Here is a 24,044-nt window from a genome sequence, read left to right on the forward strand (position 1 = left end):
CGGCGGCTCAGGCCGGACAGGCCCCGGCGACGCTCAACTCAGCGCCGACGCGCAGGTGGTGGGGGTGGCGCGGGCCGGGTCGAGGGCGTTGGCCACCTCGTGGAAGGCGATCCGGTCGAAGAGGCCGATGGCCACGTGCTCGGAGAGATCGAGCGGGCACAGGTCCTGGAGCAGGACGTTGTGGACGCCGGATCCGCTGAGGAACTGGCTCTGGTACGGCGTGACGACCTCGTCGTACTTGGTGGCGAGGACCGTGTACTTGACGCCGGGGACGGTGTCGCCGCCCGCGTTGAGCTTGGTGAGGAAGGGGGAGCCGACGACCTGGTCGGCGAGGGCGGGGGTGTTGGTGGTGAGGAAGTCCTTGATTCCCGGGAAGTAGGGCAGCAGGTCGGTCAGGCCCGAGAGGGTGGTGCCGTGGTTGTCGGGGGCGATGCCGACGAGGGCGTTCACCTTGGCGGCTCCGCCGAGGAACTTGAGGTAGTAGCGGGGCATCAGGCCGCCCTGCGAGTGGCCGACGAGGTCGGTCTCGGTGGCTCCGGTGGCGGCGAGGACCTTGTCGACGAAGGTCCTCAACTGCTCGGCCGACTTGTCGATGGGGCCGAGGCCGTGGAAGAGGGACACCCCGGGCAACTGGCCGTAGTCGAAGGAGAAGACGCAGTAGTCGCGGTCCTCCAGGTAGGGGGCGAGGGCCAGCCAGTTGTCGGTGGAGTTGGCGAAGGTGCCGTGCACGAGGACGACGGGGCGGGGGTGGGCGGCGGAGGGCTTGCAGGACCAGTCGTTCCAGCCGGAGGTCGGGGCGGTGGCCGCCTGGGCGGCTCCGGCGGCGGGGACGACGGCGACAGCGGCGGTCAGGAGGACGGCGGCGAGGGGTCTGAGCAGTCGTTTCCAGGGCAGCATCGGGTGATCTCCTTGCGGCTCAAGGGAGTTGCGATGGCCTTACGCCCTGTGATCCGGATCACGAAGGATGCTGTTCAATTTGAAAGTTACGGATGAGTAGCAATTTTGTGAAGTTACGCGTCAGTAAAAACTTCCAGTGATAACCGCGCCAGGCGCTACTGCTGATGAACCGTCACCAGGCAGGCCTGATGGGGCCATGGGGAGCGATGCGCCCCAAGCGCTCGCGCAGCGCGCGCACTTCATCCTCACCGAGCACATCGACCCACGCCCGCACGGCCTCCGCGGCGGCCTCCTCCGCCGCCCGGGTGCAGGCCCACCCCCGCTCGGTCAGCACCACGAGCCGGGCCCGGGCGTCCTCGGGGTGCGGCCGCCGCTCGGCGTACCCCTGGCGCACGATCTCGTCGACCAGCTGACTCGCCGCCTGCTTGGTCACCCCCAGATGTCCGGCGAGCTCGGTGACCGTGGCCCCGTCCGGCGCGAGCCGCGCGAACGCGAAACCCCAGGCGGGCCGCCCCTCGAACCCCCGGGCGAGGACGCCGTCGTTGATGCGCTGAGTCAGGTCGCCGGCCGCGGCGAGCAGGGCGGCGGCGAGGGCGAGGGCTTCGGAGTTCTGCACCCAGGCATTGAAACACCCTTGACGAAATGGTCAAGCAGCTTGACGATAAGAGCACATAGTCAAGCTGCTTGACCATTTCTGACCGGAGGTCCCGCATGCCCGTCGTCCGTTCATCCGAAGCCGTCACCCATGAGATCCACGGCGCCCGTTTCGTCTCGTACGCCACTCCCCTCAGCGGCACCAAGGAGCTCTGCGCCTGGCGCGGTGAGATCCCGGCGGGGACGAAGGCACCGGCTCACACCGTCAACCGCGAGGAGATCTTCCATCTGCTCATCGGCGAACTCCTGATCACCCTCGACGGCGCCGTCCACGGGATCACCGCGGGCGACACGGTGATCGTCAATCCCGGGGTGACCTTCGCCGTCGAGAACCCCACCGAGCACACCGCCCTCACCTGGGTCAGCACCTCCATCGGTCTGGAGGCGGAACTGGCGGACGGCAGCCGTATCACTCCCCCGTGGGCCAACTGACCCCTACGCCGCCAGCGTCCCCGGCAGCACCGCCAGCGGTCCGAACTTCGCCCGGACGCGGTCCGCGGCCTCCTCGATACGGCGGAGCTTGTCGTCGGTGGGGTCGAAGGTGAGCTGGTGGGAGGCCTGTTCGGCGGGGTCCAGGCCCTCCGCCCGCAGAGCGAGGGAACGCACCCGGGCGCGCTGGAGGCCCAGCGCCTCGTACATGCCGTAGGCCGCCCTGGTCAGGGCCGCCGAGTGGGCGGTGGGCTCGCCGAGGGTGCGGCTGCGGGTGGTCGCGGTGCGGTCGGCGTAGCGGACGGTGAGGGTCAGGGTGCGGCAGACCTTGTCGAGGGCGCGCAGCCTGGTGCCCAGTTCCTCGGCGGCGGAGAGCAGGGCGCGGCGGTGCCGGTCGGGGTCCAACTCGTCGCGGTCGAAGGGGCGTTCGGTGGCGAGGGAGCGCGAGACGCCGTTCGGGACCACCCGGCCCCGGTCCACGCCGTTCGCCTTCTCGTGCAGCTCGCGGCCGGCCCTGGCGCCGACCAGGCGCTGGAGGGTGGACAGCGGCGCGGCGGCGACCCGGTCCAGGGTGTCGAGGCCGTACTCGCACAGGACACGGGCGGTCGCGGTGCCGACACCGGGGAGCGCGGCGACGGGCCGGTCGGCGAGGAAGTCCGCCACCGCGTCCTCGGGGACCACGCGGGTCAGCCCGGGCCGGGCGTCCTTCAGCGCCATGCGGGCCAGCATCGGTCCGGGCCCCGCGCCGATCGAGCAGTCCACCCCGTGCAGGGCGAGGGCGCGCACCCGGATCACCGAGGCCAGTTCGACGGCGTCCCGCTTGAAGTACCGTTCGGCGCCCCGCAGATCGGCCAGGGCCCCGTCGGGCGGGAGCGCCTCGACGACCGGGGTGAACTCCTCCAGGAGGCCGAGCAGTTCGGGCAGGACCGCCTCGCGCGTCGGCGGCAGCTGGAAACGTACGCAGAGGATGGTCATCCCGCACTCCCCGGACTCTGGTGCCACAACTTCCTTACCTGTGAAGCCTCTTGACCCGCCGGTCGCAGATCGGCCCACGGATGCAGTTCGTATCCCGTCGACAGGTGGATCCGCCGACCGCCGACCGCGTCCCCGGACCGCCGTCCCGACGGCTCTCCGCCCTGGCTTCCCGAGGGATCCCCGGCCGGCCCTTCCGCCGGGTCTCCGCTCTCGTCACAAGCCCTTTCCGAACTCGAAACCGAACCCGAACCCTGCCCATCCCCCGCCCCCGGCACCGGCTCAGCCAACCGCGCGGCGACCGCGTCGAGGCCCTCCCCGTCCCGCAGTTCGACCAGTTCGGCGAGGTTCCAGGCCGCCGCGCCCACCACGCTGAGGCTGCGCGGCCCGCGCCGCTGCACCACTCCGCGCACCAGCAGCAGCCAGGAGTGGAAGACGGTGTGGGCGCAGGCGTCGTGCGAGTCGTCGAAGAAGGCGAGGTCGACCAGGCCGGTGCCGTCGTCCAGGGTGGTGAAGATGACCCGCTTGCCGGACCGGATCGGCGGTGTCTGGGTGGCCACCTTGGCCCCCGCGACCAGCACGGTCTCCCCGTGCCGCGCCTCCCGCAGCCGCCGCGCGCCGACCACGCCCAACTCCCGCAGGAACTCCTGGTGGTCGTCCATCAGATTGCGCGAGACGTCCATCGCCAGCACCCCCAGCTCGGCACTGAGCCGCTCCACGGAGGACAGGTCCGGCAGCCCGGCCGGAGCGGTCCTGCGCCCGCCCGCCAGCGGGAGCTGACCGCCGCCCGCACCCCGGCCGCCCCGGTGCAGCTCGGTCAAGTGCAGTTGCAGATCACGCCGGTTGGCACCGAAGGAGTCCAACCCGCCGACCTGGGCCAGTCTTTGGGCCACCGGCCGGCTCGGCCGCGCCCGCTCCCAGAAGTCCAGCAGCGAGGCGTACGGCTGCCCCTCCGCGATCCGTGCGGCCTCGGCCTCGCTGATGCCGTACACGTCGGAGAGGGCGAGCCGCAGACCCCACACCGAGGGGTTATCGGACACCAGTTCGATACGATGGGCGACCCCCGACGCGTTCACGTCCAGCGGCAGGATCGGCACCCCGCGCCGCCGCGCGTCCGCCAGCAGCAGCCGCTTCGGGTACATCCCGGGGTCGTGGGTGAGCAGCCCGGCGTAGAAGGCGGCCGGATGGTGCGCCTTCAGCCACGCGGACTGGTACGTCGGTACGGCGAAGGCCACCGCGTGCGCCTTGCAGAAGCCGTACGACCCGAAGGCCTCGACGATCTCCCAGGCCCGCTGAATCGTTTCCGCGCTGTAGCCCTTCGCCGCCGCGTGCTGAGCGAACCAGAACCGGATCCGCCCCTGCGACTCCGGGTCGGAGAGCCCGCGCCGGACCTGGTCCGCCTCGCCGCGCCCGCACCCGGTCATGATGTCGACGATGTCGATGATCTGCTCGTGGAAGACGACGACCCCGTACGTCTCCTCCAGGGGTTCCGCCAGATCCCGGTGCGGATACCGGACGGGCGCCCGCCCGTGCCGTGCCTCGATGAACGGCCGCACCATGTCGGCGGCGACCGGCCCCGGCCGGAACAGCGAGATGTCGACGACGAGGTCGTGGAAGGTGGCCGGCTGGAGCCGCCCGACCAGGTCACGCTGCCCCGGCGACTCGATCTGGAAGCAGCCCAACGTCTCGGTGGAACGGATGAGTTGGTACGTCGCCGGGTCGCCGGGCGTCAGCGCGTCCAGGTCGATCCGCTCCCCTGTCCCCCGCTCCACCTCCGCGACCGCGTGCGCCATCGCCGACTGCATCCGCACCCCGAGCACGTCGAGCTTGAGCAGTCCGAGGTCCTCGACGTCCTCCTTGTCGAACTGCGACATGGGCAGCCCCTCGCCGCTGGTCGGCACGACCGGCGTTCGCCTCAGCAGGGACGCGTCCGAGAGCAGCACCCCGCACGGGTGCATGGCGACCCCGCGCGGCAGCGCGTCGAGGGCTTCCACCAGCCCCCACAACCTGCCGTACCGCTCCTTCTCCCCCGCGAGCGCCTTGAGTTCGGGCAGCTCCTCCAGTGCCGCGCGGACGTCCCGCGCCCGGATGTGCGGGAAGGACTTGGCGATCCGGTCGATCTCGGCGGGGTCCATGGACAGGGCCGCCCCCACGTCCCGGACGGCGTGCCGCACCCGGTACGTCTCCGGCATGGCGACGGTGGCGACCCGCTCGCTGCCGAACCGCCCGATGATCGCCCGGTAGACCTCCAGCCGGCGCGCGGACTCCACGTCGATGTCGATGTCGGGCAGGGCGAGCCGGCGCTTGGACAGGAATCGCTCCATCAGCAGCCGGTGTTCGACGGGATCGGCGTGCGCGATGCCGAGGAGATGGTTGACCAGCGACCCCGCCCCGGAACCACGCGCAGCCACCCGGATCCCCATGTCCCGTACGTCATCGACGACTTGAGCTACCGTCAGGAAGTAGGAGGCGAAGCCGTGGTGGGCGATGATGTCCAGTTCGTCGTGCATCCGCTCCCAGTACGCCGCCCTGCCCGCGTACCCCTTCAGCACCATCCCGGCCGCCGCCCGGGAGGCCAGCGTCCGCTGCGCGGTACGCCGCCCGGCGCCGACGAGATGCGGCTCGGGGAAGTGGACGGTGCCGATGCCGAGGTCGTCCTCGGGGTCGACGACACACTCGGCCGCGGTCGCCCGCGTCTGCTCCAGCAGCCGGTGCGCGGTGTCCCGCCGGAAGCCCGCCGCCTCCACGATCCGCTCGGCGGCCGCCAGCATGGCCCCGGCGTCCTTGAGCCAGGCCTCACCGGAGTCCAGTTCCTTGACCGCGCCGACGGGGACGAGCCGGCGGGCGGAGTCCAGCACGTCGGCGACCGGCCCGAGGCCCGCGTCGGCATACCGCACGGCGTTGCTGAGCACGGGCCGGATCCGCTGTTCGGCGGCGAAACCGACGGTACGGGCGGCCAGCCGCAGGGAGCCCGGGCCGGTGCCCTTCCTCCCGTGCCAGACGGCTTCGAGCCGCAGGGCGTCGCCGTACACCTCCCGCCAGGGCACGAGCAGCCGGGCCGCCCGGTCGGGACGGCCGGCGGCGAGAGCGCGGCCGACGTCGGAGGCGGGCCCGAGCAGCACGGTCAGCCCGTCCCCCCGGTTCTCCGTCCAGGGCAGCAGGGGCGGACCCTCGGCCGCCTTGCCGGAGTGCGCCGCGGTGACGAGCCGGCACAGGTCGGCCCAGCCGCGGGCGCCGTCCCGGGCGAGGAAGGTGACCCGGGGGGCCGACTCGTCGACGAAGGCGCCTCCGCGCACGGGAGTGCGGCGCCGCTCCCGCCGTACGGGCTCGATCTCCTCCACGGCCAGCTCCACCCCGAACAGCGGCCGCACCCCCGCCTTCGCGCAGGCCTTCGCGAACCGGACCGACCCCGCGAGGGTGTCCCGGTCGGTGAGGGCGAGGGCGTCCATCCCCCGCTCGGAGGCGCGCTCGGCCAGGCGCTCGGGGTGCGAGGCGCCGTAGCGCAGGGAGAACCCGGAAACGGTGTGCAGATGAGTGAAGCCGGACATCCACACCTCCCGTATCGAACATCAGTTCCCTATCACCTCTTCTCCACCATAGACCAAAACTCGAACATGCGTACGACAGCAGTACGACCGTCTCCCACCTGCGGAAACGGTCGTACGGTCGACTGCCGGGACCGGGCTAGAGGGGCCCGGCGGGGTCCGTCTCCGGGGGCTCCTCGGTGCGGTTCTCGGCCGCGACGGCGGGCTGCGGTGAGGTGCTCGTCGTACGCTGCGCGGTCTCCAGCGCGTGCAGCCGGCGCTTGATGTCGCGCAGCTCGGTCAGCAGGGTGTCGGGGCGGTTGATCCTGGTCACGGATGCTCCTCTGGTTCAGGGGGTGCCGGTTGGTTCAGGGGGTGCCGGTGGCGGGTGTCACGGTCAGCTGGACCTGCTCCTCGCCGGCGTCGTTGCCCGGCGTGACCTCGATCCCGGTGATGCGCACACCGAAGCGGGTGCCCTCGGGAAAGAACACGTCCTTGATGACGACGAGGGCGTCGTCGCCGACCTGGTAGGACCCGAGTACCGGATCCCGGTCGGCGCGCACGGTCAGCTCGGGCAGGACGACGGGGGCCGAGACGGCGGCGAGGGCCGACCGGGCCTGGGAGCGCAGGAGGTCCGCGTCGGTGAGATGGACGTAGGAGACCTCGGTCTCGGTGAGCGGGCGCCCGGTGTCGTGGTCGGCCTCGGCGACCGCGACGAGCTGGCCGCCCTCGCCCTGCTCCCCGAGGGCGAAGACCCGGGTCGCGGTGGAGGCGCCGTCGGCGGGCCAGGTGTAGCCGATGAGGTTGGCGCCGTACTCCCACACGTGCGGGGTGTCCTGCCGGCCGAGCTGCGGAGTGCCGACGCGGAGCCGGCGCACGGGGCGGCCGTCGCTGCCGTACGCCATGTCGATGACGAAGTCGGGGCCGTGCTCCAGGCTGGCCAGCTCACGCAGGGCCTCGCCGGTGCTCTTGAGGTCGCTGCCGGGGTAGACGAGGGTGCGGGTGATGCCGGAGAGGGCGGTGGACTCGGGGCGGATCCCGATGTCGCCGTGGGTGTGCTCCTGGGCGATGGCGACGAGCTCGCGGGCGATGTCGGACTGGTCGCGGTCGGTGAAGGTGATGTCGGCGGAGGCCAGGCCGCCGGTGCCGGCCGGGTCGAAGTCGGCGGGCAGGACGCGCCGGTGGTCGAAGTAGGAGAGGAATCCGGCCGCGCCGATCTCCAGGTGCTGGTCCACGGAGGTGTACTTGACGGTCCACACCACCCCGCCCCACACCAGCACCCCGTCCCGCTCGACGTAGAGGGCCGCGCGTCCCGGCTCGGTGAGTTCGCGGGGCCGGTGGACGGTGATCCTCGGGTCGCCGAGGGGCAACCGGGCCCGGAACTCACCGGCTTCGTTGAGCTCGGTGCTGAACGTGACGTCGTACAAAGGGAGTTCGTCGGTGATGACGCCGGTGGCGAGGTCGGCGGTGTAGTAGGTGTAGCGGGTCGGTCGGGCGGTCACTAGCCCACCAGCCAGGTGGTGTTGATGTAGACCAGCTGGTCGGCGGGCAGAGGGGTGGTCTGCGGGTAGAGGTTCACGCTGCCGTCGGGATCGACGATGCCCTCCACGCCCGTCCGGGTGCCGCCGAGCACCACGTACCAGTGGTGGCGCACCGCCGGGCGGAAGGCGGCCGGGAGGGTCATGACGGTCGTGGGGTTGGCCGACTGGGCGACACTCGTGCGGATCGCGCCGCGCAGGTAGGCGACCGCACCGACCCTGCGCACGGCCGGTGGCTCGTTGTTGTACACGGTCCAGCCGGCGGGAAAGGTGAGCGTGGTCCAGCCGGTGTCGTTGTTGACCGCCCGCCAGCCCGCCGTGCTGTCGTACCACTCCAGGTGGTTGGTGTCCCAGCGGTGGATGTACATGCCCGAGTACGGGTAGGTGGGCCGGCCGCCCTCACCCCAGACCCGCAGGATGCCACCCGCCGCCGCCGTCCACGGGCGCAGGTCGTCGATGTCGGGGGCGGTGACGGACGAAGCGTTCTTCGCGACCCTGATCCGGGCGAGCGTGATGAAGTCGCCGGTCACCGCGGGGTCGACGGGGGTGGCTGCGGCGGTTCCCTTCACGAGTTCCACCGTCATGCCGGTGCTGGCGTCGCCGTACTGCGCGTCACGCTGCCGGGCGATCACCAGGTCGTTGCGCGGGTTGCTGGAGTCGGCGGGGTTCGTGCCGAGCACGTCGAGGGTCTTCTGCTGGCCGAGGGTGACGAGGTAGGCGCCGGTGGCGCTGGCCCGGGTCCCCTGGATCACGCCCTGGAAGGGGGCGACGGTGACCTTGCCGGAGACGGTGGCGGTGGCCTGGACCCGGCCGGGGTCCCCGGTGGCGGGCCGGATTCCGCTGCGGGCCTGCACCGGGCTCGGCCCCGGCGCGGCGAACACGCCCGTGGCCAGCCGGGCGTCCTCGGCGTCGACGACTCCGCCGGAGATCCAGCCGGAGTCGCGTTCTGGGGTGGGCGTGCTCATGAGGATGCCTCTTCCGGTCGGAGTGTCACGGGACGGGGAACGCGATCACACGCAGGCCGGTGTAGAGCGCGGCGGCTGAGCCCACCCTGCAGGAACCGGTCGTCATGCCGCCGCCCCGGGCGACGTACTGCGTCAGCACCAGCTGTGTCGCGGCGGGCAGCAGGTAGTGCCCCTGGGCGACGCTGGTGGTGATCCTCGAGGGACCGCCGTGGAAACAGGCGAGGGACAAGGCCGTCCCGTCCGGCTTGCGCACCACGTGGTCCCACCGCTCGTCGGAGCCCGAGGTCACCGCGTACATCTGCCCTGTGATCAGCAGCATTCGGGGGTACGGCGCCGGGGGCACGGTGACCTGGTTGAAGGTGTAGCCGGTGGCTTCGGCCAAGCCGCCGATCTGCGGCCAGCCCGGGTCCGCCGGCCCGAAGAACTCCACCGCCCCCGTGGCCGCGGGACGCCAGTTCGTCCCGGCGCGGACCAGGTCGAGGCCGGTCTCGAGGTCGTACAGCCGCTGTCCGGCGTAGCCGTCGGCCGGGAGCGACTCGTAGCTCTGCAAGGGCAGCACCCCGCCCGCGGCCACGGTGAACACCCGCAGGTCCTTGATGTCCGCCTGGGTGACGGAGCCCGCGTTCGCCCGCACGGTGATCTGGGCGAGCGGCAGGAAGTCGCCGGTCAGCCTCGGCGGGACCGGCGTCGGCGCGGGCGCCCCGGCCTCCACCTGCACCACCATGCCGTCGCCCGCGTCGCCGTACTGCCGGTCGGTCTGCCGGGCCACGACGAGGGCGATCCGGGCGTACGACGAGTGGGCCGGGGCCTCGGTGAGCACGTCGAGGCGCTTCAGCTGGCCGAGCGTGATCAGGTACGCGCCCGCGTACGGCGCTCGGGTGCCCTGCACGACCCCCTGGAAGGGCCGGATCTGCACATAGCGCGAGGGTGTCGCCTCCGCCTCTACGCCACCGGGGTTGCCGGGGCCGGGTGTGATGCCGGTGCGGGCCGCGATCGGGTTGCCGGGGTCGGCCGCCGCCGAGGCGAGCACACCGGTGGCCAGCCGGGCGTCCTCGGCGTCGACGACACCGCCGGAGAGCCATCCGGAGTCGCGCTCGAAGTCCTTCATGCGGGTGCGTTCCTTCTGGTAGCTGGGGCGGGCGGGGTCAGAGCCAGGCGTCCCGCCATTCCGCGGTCAGTCGGGCGGCCGGGGCGTAGTCGCGGGCGCGGAAGAGCACGGGCGTCGCACCCGGCCGCAGCGGAAACCAGTCCGAACCGGGCAGCAGCGTGGCCCGGCGGGAGGCCGTGCCCTGGAGCAGCACCGAACGCGCGTCGGTGTCGACGACGAGGAACTCACCTTCCTGGAGGGTGAGTTCGAAGGCGAGCTCCTCGCCGGTCGCGGTGTTGCTGATCACCGGCTGCGTGCAGGGCCCGACGATCCGCCAGACCGGCCAGGTCGGGACGGTGCCCTTGTTCTCGAGCAGCAGCCGGCCCCCGGAGGAACCGGACCCGAAGTCCAGGGGGAAGGAGAGCGGGAAGGAGACGCCGCCGCTGGAGGAGGGCAGGGGGCAGGTGCTGGTGTTCAGCCCGTAGGAGTACCGCAGCGGGTCCGGCGCGGTCATGGTCAGGGAGAACTCGAAGACTCCGGACTTGCGGTCGGCGATCTTCGTCTCGGCGGTGAGGCGGACCAACGCCCGCCGCACCCGGTGCGGTTCGGTGACGACGAGCGGCAACAGGGCGCTGCCGTCGGCGAGTACGGCGGCCAGCCGGTCCTTCGCCTCTTCGCGTACGGCGCGTTCGGGAGCGATGGCCAGGCCGTCCAGGGTGATCACGCGGGGCCCCCGGTAGGAGGGGGCGTCGAACGCGCCGTGCCGCTCGGGGCGGTCGGTCAGGGTGAGCCGGACGGGCGGGGTGGCGGCCCAGCCCTGTTCACCGGTGACCCACCACTCGACGCCGTCGTCGTCGACGGTGTTCCCGGCCCAGCCGTCCACCTCGAACACCGGCTGCTGGAGCTGGCGGGCGCTCATCGCTTGGCCGCCCAGGCGAGTTCGCGGGCGGTGATCCGGCCGATCTCGTACTCGGACTGGCCGGGGCGGGGGTGCACGTTGACGGTGACGGGCCCGCCTGCGGGGGCGGCCTTGGTGCGGGCCGACGCCCCTCCGGCGACTCCGGCGAGGCTGTAACCGGGCCCGATGACACTGCGCGCGGTGGCGGTGGCCAGCCGGCCCGCGGCACCGGCGACCCGGTTGCCGGCCCCCTCCATACCGAGGGCGAGCCCTTCGCCGACGTCCCCGCCGAACCCCATCATCACCTTGGACGGGGAGGCGATGCCGAGGATGCTGCGGATGGGGCCGGGGATGGTGTTGACGATGAAGTTCTTGACGGTGTTGAGGAGCGCCGAGGCGGAGTTCTTGATGCCGTTGATGAGGCCCTGGACCAGGTCGCCGCCCAAGTGCATGAGTTTGTCGGGGAGTTCGGCGAAGAATCCCCAGATCTTCCCTGGCACTCCGCGCAGGAAGTCGACAACGGCGTTCCATTTGTCGACGATCCAGTCCCGCACCGACCCGACGGCGTCCTTGATCTTGTCCCAGTGCTTGACGATCGCCAGCACGGCGATCCCGACGGGTCCGGTGAGAATGGCGACGAGCAGGGGCCAGTTGGCCTTGAGCCAGTTGACGACGTTCTTCCCGGCGTCGATCAGCCAGTTGATGGCGACCGACGCCCCCTTCATGACCGTCCCCACCACCTGCCCGATGATCTTGAACGCCGCCTGCATGACGGCCTGCACGGTCTTGGACTGCATCGCCATGTCGATGAGCTTGGTGATGAGCGGCATGACGAGGGCGAGGATCGCGCCGAGGATGTTGGCCTTCATGGCGGTGTTGAGCCCGCGCTGGGCGGTGGTGGCGGTACGCAGCCCCTGGCTGAACCGCGAGAACAGCCCACCCCCGGACGCGGCACTCCGCCCGGCCCGCTGCACGTCGGCGGCGGCCCGGGTGGCGGCGGTCCGCACCTGGTTCAGCCCGGCGCTCGCCTGAGTGGCCCCGGTCCGCAGCCGGCTGGTGGCGGTACCAGCCTGAGTGGCCGAGTTCCTTAGCCGGTCGACCGAACTGCTCGCCCCGGTGACGGCGGTCCGCATACGAGTGACGGCACCGCCGGTGCTGGTGGCCGCGGTACGCATCTGGTTCAGCGCCCGGGTGACCGATACGAGTGACGTCTGCATGGTGAGTTGGCTCCGTCGCTGTCGCTGTCGTGCGGGTCGTCATCGCCGCAGGGTCTGTTCGAGGGAGTTGAGGTCATTGCGCAGGCCCTGGATGGAGCGCCCCGCGCCCCGGGCACTGCCTTCCAGCTCATGGACCCGCTGAAGACCTGCCCTGACCTGCCGGTCCAGACTGTTGGTCTTGATCCGTAGTGCCTTGTTGTGCTGGTCCGCGTCGTTGGCGACCCGAACGATCTTGGTCTTGAGAGCGGTGATATGGCTGCGCACCCGTTGATCGTCGGTGTACTGGGTCCGAACGAGGCGCTTGACCGCGGTCTCGACCCTCTTGCTGTGCCGCTCCGCCGAGTGGGCCACCCGGTTGGCGGTCCTGAGGCTGGCGCGCAGGTCAGTGATCTGGTGACGCAGTTGCTGGTCAGCGGCACGGGCGATGCGTCGGACGTCCTTGGCGCTGGTGGTGATGCGATCCTGGGTGGAATTGATCGCCGCTCGCAGATTCCTGTCGATCCGTGCGAGATCGGCGAACCGGTTGTCGATGATCTGGTCGCGCCGCTTCTGCTCGCGGTTCTCCAGGATCTTGTTGACGTCGATCAGCGTTGCTTCATGCTTGATCAGGCCGTACTCGGCCTGCGCTCCGAACACATCGGCCTTGAGGCCGGTGGCTTCCAACTTGCCACCGGTCACCGGCACATTGTCGGGATGCCATTTGGGGTCCAAGAGCTTCTGCTGTGCGGCGTCCTGCGCCGCCTTCCAGGAGGAGATCTCTCCTTGAACGGCCTTCTTGAAGTCGTCACCCGCGCTCAATGCCTGCGCGAACTGTTCCTTGAACCGAACAGTGAAGTTCCCCGTGCTTTCCAGGGTCTCGACCCGAGCGGTCAGCCTCTCGACCAGAACCCTGACGTCCTCACCCACCCACCGGCTCCTCTCAACTCGGTGAACTCAGGAAGGCGACGATCTCCGCCTGCGACGCCCCTTCTTCGAAAGTCGCCCGAGGCCCGCTCCCAGAGCCCTGGATGCCTTCGTCCCCCGGCCGCGGTACCGCCTCCGGATACTCCGCCGGTTCCGTGTCCTCGTCGCGGTGGACCGTTGCGAACATCCAGTTGGCGACCGCCAGATGGTCGACGACCGCCGCCAGCAGATGGTCCGTGACCGTCCACTCCGCCTGTTCGCCGTGGACCGCTCGGGCGAACGACGAGTCCGAGGGAAGGTGTTCGACCAGGACCCGAAGGCGGCGGGAGGAGAGCCGGCCCCGGTGCCAGTCGAGGAGGTCGACCCCGTAATGGCGGAGCAGATCCGCCTCCAGAGCCTCGGCGTGCTCGTCGACCAGCGCGCCGAGGCTCAGCCTTCCCCCAACGACATGCCGGTGTCGTTGCCGTACGCCTCCAGGATCGCGGAGACGTCCTGCACACTCGTGTCGTACTTGCAGAACCGCTCGAACTGCTCCGCGCCGAGCAGCAGCGCCAACAGCCCGTCGATGTCGTTGTCGTCCAGCGCGGCGATCTGCTTGGCGATACTGCGCGGGAACTCGGTGGGCAGCCGGAACACATCCCCGTCCACCTCGAACTCCCAGTTCTTCCCGACCGCTTCGAGACGCTGGGCACGGGCGGCGTTGACGTTGAAGGGGGCCATGGCGGTGGAGCTCCTTGCTGTGAGGGGCGAGAGGCGGGAGATCGAGCGGGTCAGGCCGCGCTGAAGCTCGGGTCCTTCATCAGGAAGGTCGCCAACGGGGCACCGTCCACCGTGGCCAGCGCGGTGAAGGTGACACCGAGCTTCACAGGGGCGGTACGGACGAGAGCGAGCTCCTCCGTCTCGGTCACCTGACCGCGGGCGACGATCAGGCGGTACTTGACCTCGTCGCCGTCCACGAACTCCAGCCCGAGCATCCGCTCGTCGAACTTCGGCTCGGCCGCCAGCTCGTACTTGTAGAGACCGGACCCGGTCGCGGTCTCCTTCACCTGCCCGCCGCCGAAGAAGAACGGCAGGGTGTCCTCGTTCAGCTGGAGCAGCTGGAACTTGAAGCTGAGATCGCGGTCGGAGTAGACGAACCGCGCCGAGCTGACGCTCTGCCAGGTGTCCACGGGGTCCAGCTTGTCCTTCTTGGAGATCTTGACCCCGTCGGTGGTGGTGTAGCCGAGGTCCTTCCACCCGGCACCCCACGCCGCGGCGGTGTCGGCGGGCGGCGCGGTCGCGAGCGGGGCGATGAGGACACGGCCATTGCCCGCGACCCGGATCTCCTTGGCGTTCGTTCCGGCCATCACTGCTCCTTGCTGGGAGATGGACATGACGTGCTGCTGTGGGAGTGCGGCGAGACAAAGCCGGTGACAAGGCCGTTCACGCCGGTGATACGGCCGTTCAGGCCGGGCGGACCACCAGGCGGGTGGTCGAGACATAGCGGTTGGCACTGGCGTGCCGGTAGTCGGGCAGCCAGCGCGGCCCGTCCTCCTCGACGACGTCCACGACGGTCGCCCCGCCGTGCCGCACGCCTCGGAGCTGAAGCATCAGGGACCGGGCCACGAGGGAGACGGTGTGGGCCGCCGCCTTGGAGGGGCCGTACGCCTCCAGGTCGACCAGCGGGTTGTCGAGCCGCGGGTCCTCCGCCCAGGCACCGCCCATCCGGGAGACCAGTACGGCGCGCTGCGAGCCGTCGAACCCGGCGGGCGGCGCGACGTCGACGACTACGCCCGAAAGCTCGCTGCGGTCCTTGAGCAGGTCGACGACCAGCTGCTCCACGTCCGGGAAGGTGATGTACGGCTCACTCATCGGAGTCTTCGGCGGATACGGCGCCTTCGGAGTCCTCGACGGATTCCGCGGGCCGGGCGATGACACCGAGCAGTTCCCGCGCGGCGAGGTCGTCGACGTCCACGACGTCACCGGGCTCGTGCCCGTTCCACCAATAGGTCAACTGGATCTTCTGCACAGCGTTTCCCCCGAAACATGAGGCTGTGAAGGCACCTGACGGGAGATCAACTTCTGTTGGTCAGAGGGAAGTTGATGCCCCGGGAACCGCAAATGTAACGGCCGCCCCAAGCACAGCGTGAGCAACGTGAGGTCTCGAACGGATAACGATGACCGGAGGGGCCCGCGGCCACCATGGTCAGGAAGCGACACCAGGAGACGCGAAAGCCCCGCCCCCCGCACACACCCGAGGGACGGGACTCCACGCACACCGGACCGCCGTCAGCCGATCGACGTACCCGTCGCCGACAGCGCCTCCGTGACCGGCTGGAAGAACGTCTCGCCGCCGGAGGTGCAGTCACCGCTGCCGCCGGACGTCAGCCCGATCGCGCTGCTCCCCGAGAACAGCGAGCCGCCGCTGTCCCCCGGCTCGGCGCAGACATCGGTCTGGATCAGCCCGTTCACGATGTCGCCGTTGCCGTAGTTCACCGTCGCGTCCAGGCCGGTGACCTTCCCGGAGTGCACCTGGGTCGTGGACCCGCTCCGCGTCACCGACTGCCCGACCGTCGCCGAGGCCGCGCCCGTGATCGCCTGCGCGGAGCCGTTGTAGAGGTCCACCTCACTGGGGTGGGCGACGTTCGCCGTGTACTTCACCAGCCCGTAGTCGTTGCCGGGGAAGCTCGACGCCGCGTTGGTCCCGATCGTCTTCCCGTCGGCCGACCACGTCGAGATCGCCTCGGTGCAGTGCCCCGCGGTGAGGAAGTAGGGCTCCCCGCCCTTCACCACGTTGAAGCCCAGCGAGCACCGCCCGCCGGACCCGTTGATCGCGTCTCCTCCGGCGATGAAGGGCCTGAACTCCCCCTTCGTGCGCTGGAGCTGCGCCACCGACCCCAACCCGTCGACCACCTTCGTGAGCTTGGCCCACTCGGCGGAGGACACCGTGCGGTCGGCCGTGACGACGACCTTGTTCGTCGTCGGGTCGGTGACCCAGGACGTCCCCGGGACGGTCGCGTCGCTCGCCAGCGTGGTGCGCGCGCTCTTCAGCTCGGCGAGCGAGTGGGGCACGACTCTCGCCGAGGCCCCGGCCGCCGTCACGGTCCGTGCCGCGTCCTCGTCGAGCACGTTCACCACGAGAGTTCCGGTCTTCGCGTCGTAGAACGTCCCGGCCGCATCCGAGCCGAGATCCGCCCCGAGGGTCGAGGCGAGCTTTCCGGCCGCGAGGGCCGAGAGGGTCCTGGCCCCGGACGGGGCCGGCGTCTCGCTGGCGTTCGCAGTCTGCAAGGTGACTCCCGCCGCGACCAGCGCGGCAACACCCGCACCCGCCACGACGATCCGCCGCCTGGGTATACGTCGGTGCTTCAACTCGGGTCCTCCTGTGGGGGTTCGGTCCGCGGCTTGTGGGGAGCTCACGGACCGGAAGGATGGCTGACGGGCGACCACTCTTCCGAAACCCACAGGGGGCGCACAAGGTTGACTTCCGGACGCGCGTAGAACGCGGTTCCACGCCCCCTTCGGAGTTGACAGTGCACGATCACGTCAGCCGCGTTCACAGCGCAAACACAACCCCCGCGTGATTCAACACGCCCTCGCGAGGTCTAGTCCTGTCCTGAATCCGCCCCTCCGGACACGACATCCAACCGGGACGGAGGAGACGGAAGTTGCTCCTGCACCGGTTGCTGAACCGCCGGCACCACCGGTTGCTGAACCGCCGGCACCACCTGCTGCCCCTGCTGCGCCTTCTCCAGGAACCGCAGCAACTCCACCGGGAACGGCAGCACCAGCGTGGAGTTCTTCTCCGCCGCCACCGCCACCACCGTCTGCAGCAACCGGAGTTGCAGCGCGGCCGGCTGCTCGGACATCTCCTTGGCCGCCTCGGCCAGCTTCTTCGACGCCTGGAGCTCCGCGTCCGCGTTGATGACCCGGGCCCGCCGCTCCCGGTCCGCCTCGGCCTGCCGGGCCATGGACCGCTTCATCGTCTCGGGCAGCGACACGTCCTTGATCTCGACACGGTCGATGGTCACCCCCCACTCGACCGCGGGACTGTCGATCATCAACTCCAGCCCCTGGTTGAGCTTCTCGCGGTCGGCCAGCAGATCGTCCAGCTCGCTCTTGCCGATGATGGACCGCAACGACGTCTGCGCCATCTGCGAGACCGCGAACCGGTAGTCCTCCACCCGCACGACCGCCTCGGCCGGCCCGGTCACCCGGAAGTAGACGACGGCGTCCACCCGCACGGTGACGTTGTCCCGGGTGATGCCCTCCTGCGCGGGCACCGGCATGGTCACGATCTGCATGTTGACCTTCCGGAGCCTGTCGATGCCCGGAACGATCATGGTGAAGCCCGGCCCCCGCACCTCCGGCCGCAACCTGCCGAGGCGGAAGACCACGCCCCGTTCGTACTGTTTGACGACCCGCGCGGCCGCCATCGTGTACACCGCTCCGGCGGACACGAGCGTGACGCCCGCCGCCACCAGCTCCTCGACCATCGCGACCCCCAGGGTCCGAACCAGGCGCTCAAGGTGTGTACTTCGACGGTAACTCCGGCATGTGCACAAAGGGGAGACGGAGGACGCAGGTGACCCTCGGCACAAGGACACAGGACGGTCGCGGACTGACCGTCGAGGAGTACGGCGACCCGGACGGCACTCCGGTGATCCTGCTGCACGGCACTCCCGGCGGCCGCTTCGGGGTCGTACCCGAGGACGTGCTGACCGCGCGTCCGCGCACCCGGTTCATCTCCTACGACCGCCCGGGCTACGGCGGGTCCGACCGGCAACCCGGCCGACGCGTGGCCGACGCCGCCCGGGACGTGCGGGACGTGGCCGACACGCTCGGCCTTGGCTCCTTCTCGGTGCTCGGCCTCTTCGGCGGCGCCCCGCACGCCCTGGCCTGCGCCGCGCTGCTGCCCTCCCGGGTACGGCGGGCGGCGGTCCTGGCCTGTCCGGCGCCCCCGGACGCGCGGGACCTGAGCTGGTTCGACGGCATGGCCCACTCCGCCGTCGAGGAGTTCACCCTGGCGCTCACCGACCCGCTCGCCTACGCCGACCGGCTCGCCGCCCGCGCCGCCGACATCCGCAGGGACCCGGCCCAGCGGCTCGTGGCGCTGCGCGACGGGCTCACCGACTCCGACCGGCGGATCCTGTCCGCCCCGGCGACCGGCGAGCAGTTGCTGCGGGGATACCGCGAGGCGCTGCGCGACTCGTCGTACGGCTGGCTCGACGACACCCTCGCGCTGCTCAGCAACTGGGGCTTCGACCCGGCGACCGTCACCAGGCCCGTCCTGCTGTGGCACGGAGCCGGGGACACCCTGTCCCCGGTCGGTCACTTCAAGTGGCTCGCGCACCACGTCCCGCGCGCCCGGCCCGTACTGGACCAGGACGCCGGCCACTTCGGCGCCCTGGAGGCCCTGCCCGCCGTACTGGACTGGCTCGCTCCGTCCGCCCCGTGACGGGACCGCACCCGACAGCGAGCCCCCGCACGGCGCTCGCGTGCGGGGGCTCACCGGGTGTCGGCCGCGCTCCAGGGGCTCGGAAGGTCCCCAGGGGCTCCGGAACCTAGAAGACGCTGACGCCGTACGCGCTCAGTGCCTCGGTGACCGGCTGGAAGAAGGTCGTGCCGCCGGAGGAGCAGTTGCCGCTGCCGCCGGAGGTCAGACCGTAGGCGATACCGCTGTTCGAGTAGAGCGGGCCGCCGGAGTCGCCGGGCTCGGCGCAGACCGTGGTCTGGATCATGCCGTAGACGACGTCACCGCCGCCGTAGTTGACGGTCGCGTTCAGCGCGGTGACCCGGCCGCTGTGGATGCCGGTGGTGGAACCGCGCCGGTAGACCGTCGTGCCCACGGAGGGCGTGGCGGCGCTGGTGATGTCGACGCTGCCGACGGTGCCGGAGATCGACGAGACCGGGTAGCTCGTCGAGTACTTGACGAGGCCGTAGTCGTTGGTCGGGAAGCTGGAGCCCGCCGTCGAACCGAGCGTGCTGGTGTGCCCGGAGTTGGACCACCAGGTGCCCGCGCCGTCGGTGCAGTGACCGGCGGTCAGGAAGTAGTAGGTGCTGCCGCTGCGGACGTTGAAGCCGAGGGAGCAGCGCCAGCTACTCGCATAGATGGCGTCGCCGCCGGAGATCAGCTTGTTGAACTTGCCCGGGGTCCGCTTGATCGTGAGCGCGTCGGCGTTGCCGCCGGCCTGCTCCTTGATCTTGGCGATCTCGGCCTGCGAGACCGTGCTGTCGACGGTGACGACGACACGGTTGCCGCTCACGGCCCAGGCGGTGCCGGGGATGTCGGCCTTGAGCACCGAGTTGCTGGCGCTCTTGAGCTCGGCGGTGCTGAACGGGGTCGCAGCGGTCGCGTTCGAGCTGGGGACCGCGATGGCTGCCGCGGCCACGAGGCCGGTGGTACCGGCGATCAGCCGGGTGCGTCTCGTGATGCCACTGCGGGGGGTGGTGCGCTTGATCCTCACGTTTCGTTCCCTCCCAGGGGAATTCGGGGGCCCGCGTGGGGTCGGGGCCCGTGAGGCGCAGTCGGAGGCACGTCCCGTCCGGGTTTCGAACACGTCGTGCCCCTGACAAGCGCTGAGGGGGAGTATTCGGCCGAACGACCGGTCGCCGCAAGGGCGCATTTCGGCCGCGACTTTGACACACCTTTGCGATCCGGAGGGAACCTGAAGCGATCGGATCACGTCGCGCTCGGCGAAGGCGCAAGGCGGCAGCAGCGCCCGGTTGAAGTCGATCGTCGTACGGCCCTCGGCGTCGGGAGCGGCCGGGTACAGGAACCGGAATCGGTGACTTCCGTCCCCGCTCGTCGCATCGCCGAAAACCGCCCATGGCGAATCGTCCTCCTGGACAGCCACCCTCAGCGCCGGTTCCTGGGTTCGGGGAGCCGCAGATGCGAACGCAGGGTGGTGCCGCGGTACTCGGTGCGGAACGCGCCGCGCTCCTGGAGCAGCGGGACCACCCGGTCCACGAACTCGTCGAGTCCGCCCGGGGTCAGACGGGGCACGAGGACGAATCCGTCGGCGGCCGCGCGCCGCACATGCTCGTCGAGTTCGTCGGCGACGGCTTCCGGGGTGCCGGTGAAGACGTGCCGGCCGCCCGCCTCGATCACGGTCTCCCGGATCGACAGCCCCTTCTCCTTGGACAGGGCCCGCCACTTCTCCGCGATCGCGACCGTGTCACCGCGCCGGGTCCGCCCCCGGGTGAGCGCCGGATCGATCACCGGGTCGATGTCGGGGAGGGGGCCGTCCGGATCGTAGGAGGACAGGTCGACACCCCAGATCTGCTCCAGGATGAGCAGCGCGGTCTGCGGCGAGGTCTGCTGTCTGCGGATCTCGGCGGCGCGTTCCTGGGCCTCGGCCGCGGTGTCGCCGAGGACGACACCGACCGCGGGCATGATCTTCAAGTCACCCTGCGCGCGACCGTACTTGGCGAGCCGTCGCTTCACGTCGGCGTAGAAGGCGCGGCCGTCCTCCAGCGAGCTGTGCCATGTGAAGATCACGTCGGCGGCGGAGGCGGCGAACTCCCTTCCCTCGTCGGAGTCCCCGGCCTGGATGACGACCGGGTGCCCCTGCGGTGAACGCGGCAGGGTGAACTCGCCCGCGATGTCGAAGTGCCGCCCGCGGTGCGCGAACGGCCGCGGTATCCCGTCCGGCGTCCAGGAGTCCCACAACTCCCGTGCAGTGGCGAGGAATTCGGCGGCCCGCGTATAGCGCTCCGCCCGGTCCAGGTAGCCGCCACGCCGGAAGTTCTCCCCGGTGAAGGCGTCGGAGGAGGTGACCACGTTCCAGGCGGCCCGGCCGCCGCTGAGGTGGTCCAGGGTGGCGAACCTGCGGGCGAGTTCGTAGGGCTCGTTGAAGGTGGCGTTGACGGTGGCGGCGAGTCCGAGCCGTTCGGTGACGGCGGCCAGGGCGTTCAGGACGGTGATCGACTCGGGACGCCCGACCACGTCCAAGTCGTGGATCCGGCCCTTGTGTTCGCGCAGCCGCAGTCCCTCGGCGAGGAAGAAGAAGTCGAACAGTCCGCGCTCGGCGGTACGGGCCAGGTGCTCGAAGGAGGAGAACTCGATCTGGGACCCGGACTCCGGATCGGCCCACACGGTGGTGTTGTCGACGCCCGGGAAGTGGGCCGCCAGGTGCATCTGCCTGCGGCTCACGAGGCTCCCCCGGTCACCGCGTACTGGTTGGCGGGCCGCGCGAGGCCCAGGTGCTCCCTGAGCGTGCTGCCCGGGTAGAAGGTGCGGAACAGTCCGCGGTGCTGAAGCAGCGCCACCGTGCCGTTGACCAGCCGCTCCAGGTCGCGAAGCGGTTCGGTGGGGACAAGGTGGAAGCCGTCGGCGACGCCCTCGCCGTGCCAGCCGGCGATCAGTTCCGCCAGGTCGACGGGGCCGCCCCGGTACAGGGGCCCCTGTGCGCTCGGCCGGGGGCCGTACTCGGCCGCCCGGGAGCGCAGTTGTGCGCGTACGTCGGCCGCCTGCCCGGCGCCGGCGGCCCGTACCAGGGCCACGTCGGCGTACCGCGCGGCCGTCCGCCGGGCCTGGCCCTCGGTGGCGTCGATCACGCGGACGGGGTGGCCCTGCTGTGGCCGGGGCACGATCGAGGGACCCTTGACCGAGAAGGACGTGCCCCGGAAGTCGACGCGGTGGAGCTTGTCCCGGTCGATGAAGCGGCTGGTCGGCACGTCCCGTTTCTCGGCGTCGTCCTCCCAGCTGTCCCACAGCTTCGCGGCCACGTCGGCGACTTCACCGGCCTCCTGCCACAGGACGTCGGCTGCGGCCGCGTGTCGGCGGCCGAAGAGGCGGGCCTCGCCCTCGGTGGCCGACACGTCGAGCCGCCAGCCGGCCCGGCCCCGGCTGACCCAGTCGAGGGTGGCGACGGCGGCCTGGACGTGGAAGGGCTCGGTGTGAGTGGTGGTGACGGTGGGCACCAGGCCGATCCGGCTGGTGGCGGGCGCGACCCGGGACAGCACGGCGAGCGCGTCGGGGCCGGGCCGGGCGAAGGTGTCGTCCAGCGTCACGAAGTCGAGCCCGCCGCGCTCGGCGAGCCGGGCGAGGGCGACGTAGGAGGCGGCGGCGTAGACGGACTGCTGGTCCAGGGCGACGGAGAGATGCAGCATCACAGCACCGCCTTCTTCTCACGGTCGGCGACCTCGGCGACCTCGGCCAGTTCGGCGACCTCTGCGACCTCGGCGAGTTCGGTGAGGAACAGCAGCGCGGCCCGGGCCGTCGCGTCGTTCTGCCGGAAGGCGGGTCCGCCAGTGCGGGGCCGGGTGAAGGCACCGGGGGTACGGCCGTCGGTGTGCGGTCCGAGGGCGAAGCGCCGTGGGTGCGGCCTGCCGGACCGGTCCAGGAGCCGCCCGTCGGCCCGGTCCACCCGCAGCAGCCCGTCCGGGCTCTCGGCGACCCCCTCGGCATGCAGCTCGCGCAGCAGCGGATCGAGGGCCCGCCGGACGGTGGGTTCGGGCAGTCTCGCCTCGACCAGTGCCCGGCCCTCGACCGAAGCCCCCGGCACCGTGGGGCTCGACGCCCGGAACACCCCGTTCTCGGCGCGCACCTCCATGTCCGCGCCGACGAACCTGACCACCCCGGCCCGGGACAGCGCGAGCAGTTGCCGCAGCCGGGGCCCGGGCGGCCCGGACGCGAGGTAGCTGAAGAAGCCGTGCCACCACCCGCCGATGTCCCCTAGCTTCACCAGCTGCCCGTAGACGGAGAGCAGCCCGAGGAAGACGGCCAGGTCCGGGCTGTGCGAGGGGTCGTGGCGGCGGCTGAGATCGGCGTCGACGTACTCCCGCAGCCCTTCCTGGAGTTCCTCGTGCGACCCGAACCGCACGCCCTCCAGCGGGCGGTCCAGCCGGGCGAGGTCGAGCCGGTCGCCGGGGTCCGGCACAGCGGCGGTGACCAGCACCCCGCGCTCGGCGGGATCCGCCACCGCGTACTTCTCCTCGAAGTCGGCCCAGGGCATCGCGGTCCGCTCCGGGTGCACGGTGAACAGCCGGTGGTAGTGGGCGAACCCGAGCTCCTTCTCGACGAGCGGCCACACATCCGCTCCGAAGTCGAAGCCCCCGAGCCGGGCCGACAGTGCGTCGATCCGGTCCGGCCCCAGGAAGCGGGGCAGCGGCGGCCGGTCGCCGGTCCAGTCGTAGCCGATCTTCGAGTGGTACGGCACTCCGCGCCGCGATCCGACGTGGAGCACCGGCTCCCGGCCCGAGGGGACGTAGGTGTCCCCGTCGTACCGTCCGCCCCGGCCCTCGGTGAGCAGCACCATCAGGTCGACGAAGGCGAGTCCGAAGCCGCGGACCAGGACGGGTTCGCCGGGCGCGAGTGCGGACAGGTCGCTGTCGGCGGTGAAGTCGGGCGGCAGGTGGACCAGGCCGTGGGTGCGGGCGTACTCGGCGAGGTCGCGCTGTTCCGCGTCGAGTTCGGCGTCGAGGTGGCCGAGCGCCAGGACGACCAGGTCGGCGTGGAGCGGGTGTGGCCGGCCCTCCAGCCAGACCTGCTGCCGGCCCTCGCGGGGTCCGCTCACCCGCAGGGCGCGCAGCGGGTGGTGGTGCACGGTGACGCCGTCCGGAAGCGCGGCCACCGCCCGTTCGTGGACCCAGCGCAGGTAGGCGCCCTGGAGCTGCCGGTCGGCGAAGGTGCGGCCGTCGATGCCGGCCCACTCGTGCAGGGTGGGGCCGGGGTTCACGGGTCCTGCCATGTCCACGGTCTCGTCGGTGAACATGGTGACGTCCTCGGCGTGCGAGTTCATCCACAGCAGCGGGGACTGGGCCGCGCGCCAGATGCGTCCGGCGCCGGGTGGATGCGGGTCCACGAGGTGGACGTCCAGGCCCCGGCCGTCGTACAGCTCGGGGGCGTTGGCGGCGATCCGCTCGATCAGACCGGTCCCCCGCGGACCGGCCCCCACGATCACCAGTGAGCGTCTCATCGGGTGCGCTCCGGTATGCCGGGCGCGGCGGGGGCTTTGGCGAGGGTGCACGTGGGCATGCA

Annotated in this window: 23 protein-coding genes and 1 pseudogene; 2 read left to right on the forward strand and 22 right to left on the reverse strand. The window is 71.1% G+C overall.

Annotated elements, in window-relative coordinates; all coding sequences use genetic code 11:
- Nucleotides 1-33: 33 nt before the first annotated feature.
- Together H295_RS0131725 and H295_RS0131730 are read right to left on the reverse strand one after the other, a co-directional pair.
- On the reverse strand, nucleotides 34-897 hold the full coding sequence (locus tag H295_RS0131725; protein WP_020139376.1) for an esterase/lipase family protein: 864 nt from the start codon (nucleotides 895-897) through the stop codon (nucleotides 34-36).
- A 172-nt stretch (nucleotides 898-1,069) separates the two neighbouring features.
- Nucleotides 1,070-1,513 (reverse strand): MarR family winged helix-turn-helix transcriptional regulator, encoded by a 444-nt coding sequence (locus tag H295_RS0131730; RefSeq protein ID WP_020139377.1) that lies wholly within the window; start codon nucleotides 1,511-1,513, stop codon nucleotides 1,070-1,072.
- A gap of 95 nt (nucleotides 1,514-1,608) precedes the next feature.
- Here H295_RS0131730 and H295_RS0131735 point away from each other — a divergent pair, with 95 nt between their 5' ends.
- Nucleotides 1,609-1,983 (forward strand): cupin domain-containing protein, encoded by a 375-nt coding sequence (locus H295_RS0131735; protein WP_020139378.1) that lies wholly within the window; start codon nucleotides 1,609-1,611, stop codon nucleotides 1,981-1,983.
- 3 nt (nucleotides 1,984-1,986) lie between these two features.
- Here the strand turns inward: H295_RS0131735 and H295_RS0131740 are convergent, their stop codons facing one another.
- From H295_RS0131740 to H295_RS0131815, 15 genes are all read right to left on the reverse strand, one after another.
- Nucleotides 1,987-2,955, reverse strand: coding sequence for a DNA polymerase Y family protein (locus H295_RS0131740; RefSeq protein WP_020139379.1), 969 nt, complete (start codon nucleotides 2,953-2,955; stop codon nucleotides 1,987-1,989).
- The gene (locus H295_RS0131745; protein ID WP_020139380.1) at nucleotides 2,952-6,500 is read right to left on the reverse strand and encodes a DNA polymerase III subunit alpha; all 3,549 of its coding nucleotides are present in this window, start codon (nucleotides 6,498-6,500) and stop codon (nucleotides 2,952-2,954) included. Before H295_RS0131745 ends, H295_RS0131740 begins: the two co-directional genes overlap by 4 nt.
- A gap of 136 nt (nucleotides 6,501-6,636) precedes the next feature.
- The gene (locus H295_RS47590) at nucleotides 6,637-6,810 is read right to left on the reverse strand and encodes a hypothetical protein (protein ID WP_020139381.1); all 174 of its coding nucleotides are present in this window, start codon (nucleotides 6,808-6,810) and stop codon (nucleotides 6,637-6,639) included.
- 34 nt (nucleotides 6,811-6,844) lie between these two features.
- The gene (locus H295_RS0131755) at nucleotides 6,845-7,978 is read right to left on the reverse strand and encodes a hypothetical protein (protein WP_020139382.1); all 1,134 of its coding nucleotides are present in this window, start codon (nucleotides 7,976-7,978) and stop codon (nucleotides 6,845-6,847) included.
- Entirely contained in the window at nucleotides 7,978-8,979 is a 1,002-nt protein-coding gene (locus H295_RS0131760; protein WP_020139383.1) for a hypothetical protein, read from the reverse strand. Before H295_RS0131760 ends, H295_RS0131755 begins: the two co-directional genes overlap by 1 nt.
- A gap of 25 nt (nucleotides 8,980-9,004) precedes the next feature.
- Nucleotides 9,005-10,087, reverse strand: coding sequence for a hypothetical protein (locus H295_RS0131765; protein WP_020139384.1), 1,083 nt, complete (start codon nucleotides 10,085-10,087; stop codon nucleotides 9,005-9,007).
- A gap of 37 nt (nucleotides 10,088-10,124) precedes the next feature.
- Nucleotides 10,125-10,985, reverse strand: a complete 861-nt coding sequence (locus H295_RS0131770; RefSeq protein WP_020139385.1) for a phage distal tail protein — start codon at nucleotides 10,983-10,985, stop codon at nucleotides 10,125-10,127.
- Complete coding sequence (locus H295_RS0131775) at nucleotides 10,982-12,181, reverse strand: phage tail protein (protein ID WP_020139386.1); 1,200 nt, start codon at nucleotides 12,179-12,181, stop codon at nucleotides 10,982-10,984. Before H295_RS0131775 ends, H295_RS0131770 begins: the two co-directional genes overlap by 4 nt.
- Nucleotides 12,182-12,220: 39 nt before the next feature.
- Nucleotides 12,221-13,087 (reverse strand): hypothetical protein, encoded by an 867-nt coding sequence (locus H295_RS0131780; protein WP_020139387.1) that lies wholly within the window; start codon nucleotides 13,085-13,087, stop codon nucleotides 12,221-12,223.
- 426 nt (nucleotides 13,088-13,513) lie between these two features.
- Complete coding sequence (locus tag H295_RS0131790; protein ID WP_020139388.1) at nucleotides 13,514-13,804, reverse strand: hypothetical protein; 291 nt, start codon at nucleotides 13,802-13,804, stop codon at nucleotides 13,514-13,516.
- Nucleotides 13,805-13,854: 50 nt separating this feature from the next.
- On the reverse strand, nucleotides 13,855-14,430 hold the full coding sequence (locus H295_RS0131795; RefSeq protein ID WP_020139389.1) for a hypothetical protein: 576 nt from the start codon (nucleotides 14,428-14,430) through the stop codon (nucleotides 13,855-13,857).
- Nucleotides 14,431-14,527: 97 nt separating this feature from the next.
- Nucleotides 14,528-14,935, reverse strand: a complete 408-nt coding sequence (locus H295_RS0131800; RefSeq protein ID WP_020139390.1) for a hypothetical protein — start codon at nucleotides 14,933-14,935, stop codon at nucleotides 14,528-14,530.
- Nucleotides 14,928-15,092, reverse strand: coding sequence for a hypothetical protein (locus H295_RS47595; RefSeq protein ID WP_020139391.1), 165 nt, complete (start codon nucleotides 15,090-15,092; stop codon nucleotides 14,928-14,930). The genes H295_RS0131800 and H295_RS47595 overlap by 8 nt, the downstream gene beginning before the upstream one ends.
- 260 nt (nucleotides 15,093-15,352) lie before the next feature.
- Complete coding sequence (locus tag H295_RS0131810; RefSeq protein WP_028809933.1) at nucleotides 15,353-16,432, reverse strand: S1 family peptidase; 1,080 nt, start codon at nucleotides 16,430-16,432, stop codon at nucleotides 15,353-15,355.
- A 233-nt stretch (nucleotides 16,433-16,665) separates the two neighbouring features.
- Nucleotides 16,666-17,556, reverse strand: a complete 891-nt coding sequence (locus H295_RS0131815) for a slipin family protein (RefSeq protein ID WP_020139393.1) — start codon at nucleotides 17,554-17,556, stop codon at nucleotides 16,666-16,668.
- 89 nt (nucleotides 17,557-17,645) lie between these two features.
- On the opposite strand from H295_RS0131815, the gene H295_RS0131820 reads away from it, so the two are divergent.
- Nucleotides 17,646-18,518 carry an alpha/beta fold hydrolase gene (locus H295_RS0131820; RefSeq protein WP_020139394.1) on the forward strand — a complete coding sequence of 291 codons (873 nt, stop codon included), beginning with the start codon at nucleotides 17,646-17,648 and terminating at the stop codon, nucleotides 18,516-18,518.
- Between the two features lie 106 nt (nucleotides 18,519-18,624).
- Here H295_RS0131820 and H295_RS46865 read toward each other — a convergent pair whose 3' ends face one another.
- The 5 genes and pseudogenes from H295_RS46865 to H295_RS0131840 all read right to left on the reverse strand — a co-directional run bounded on the left by H295_RS46865 (nucleotide 18,625) and on the right by H295_RS0131840 (nucleotide 23,982).
- A complete protein-coding gene (locus tag H295_RS46865; protein ID WP_020139395.1) occupies nucleotides 18,625-19,527 on the reverse strand; it encodes a S1 family peptidase in 903 nt (300 codons plus the stop codon).
- 285 nt (nucleotides 19,528-19,812) lie between these two features.
- Nucleotides 19,813-19,917: pseudogene (locus H295_RS48770) on the reverse strand (hypothetical protein); the annotation flags it as partial.
- Between the two features lie 2 nt (nucleotides 19,918-19,919).
- Nucleotides 19,920-21,200, reverse strand: coding sequence for an NtaA/DmoA family FMN-dependent monooxygenase (locus tag H295_RS0131830; protein WP_020139396.1), 1,281 nt, complete (start codon nucleotides 21,198-21,200; stop codon nucleotides 19,920-19,922).
- An 11-nt stretch (nucleotides 21,201-21,211) separates the two neighbouring features.
- Nucleotides 21,212-22,174: an LLM class flavin-dependent oxidoreductase gene (locus tag H295_RS0131835; RefSeq protein WP_020139397.1), complete on the reverse strand. Its 963-nt coding sequence runs from the start codon at nucleotides 22,172-22,174 to the stop codon at nucleotides 21,212-21,214.
- Nucleotides 22,174-23,982, reverse strand: coding sequence for an FAD/NAD(P)-binding protein (locus tag H295_RS0131840; RefSeq protein WP_051135642.1), 1,809 nt, complete (start codon nucleotides 23,980-23,982; stop codon nucleotides 22,174-22,176). The genes H295_RS0131835 and H295_RS0131840 overlap by 1 nt, the downstream gene beginning before the upstream one ends.
- Between the last annotated feature and the right edge of the window lie 62 nt (nucleotides 23,983-24,044).

Source organism: Streptomyces sp. 351MFTsu5.1 (assembly GCF_000383655.1).
Lineage (GTDB): Bacteria > Actinomycetota > Actinomycetes > Streptomycetales > Streptomycetaceae > Streptomyces > Streptomyces griseorubiginosus.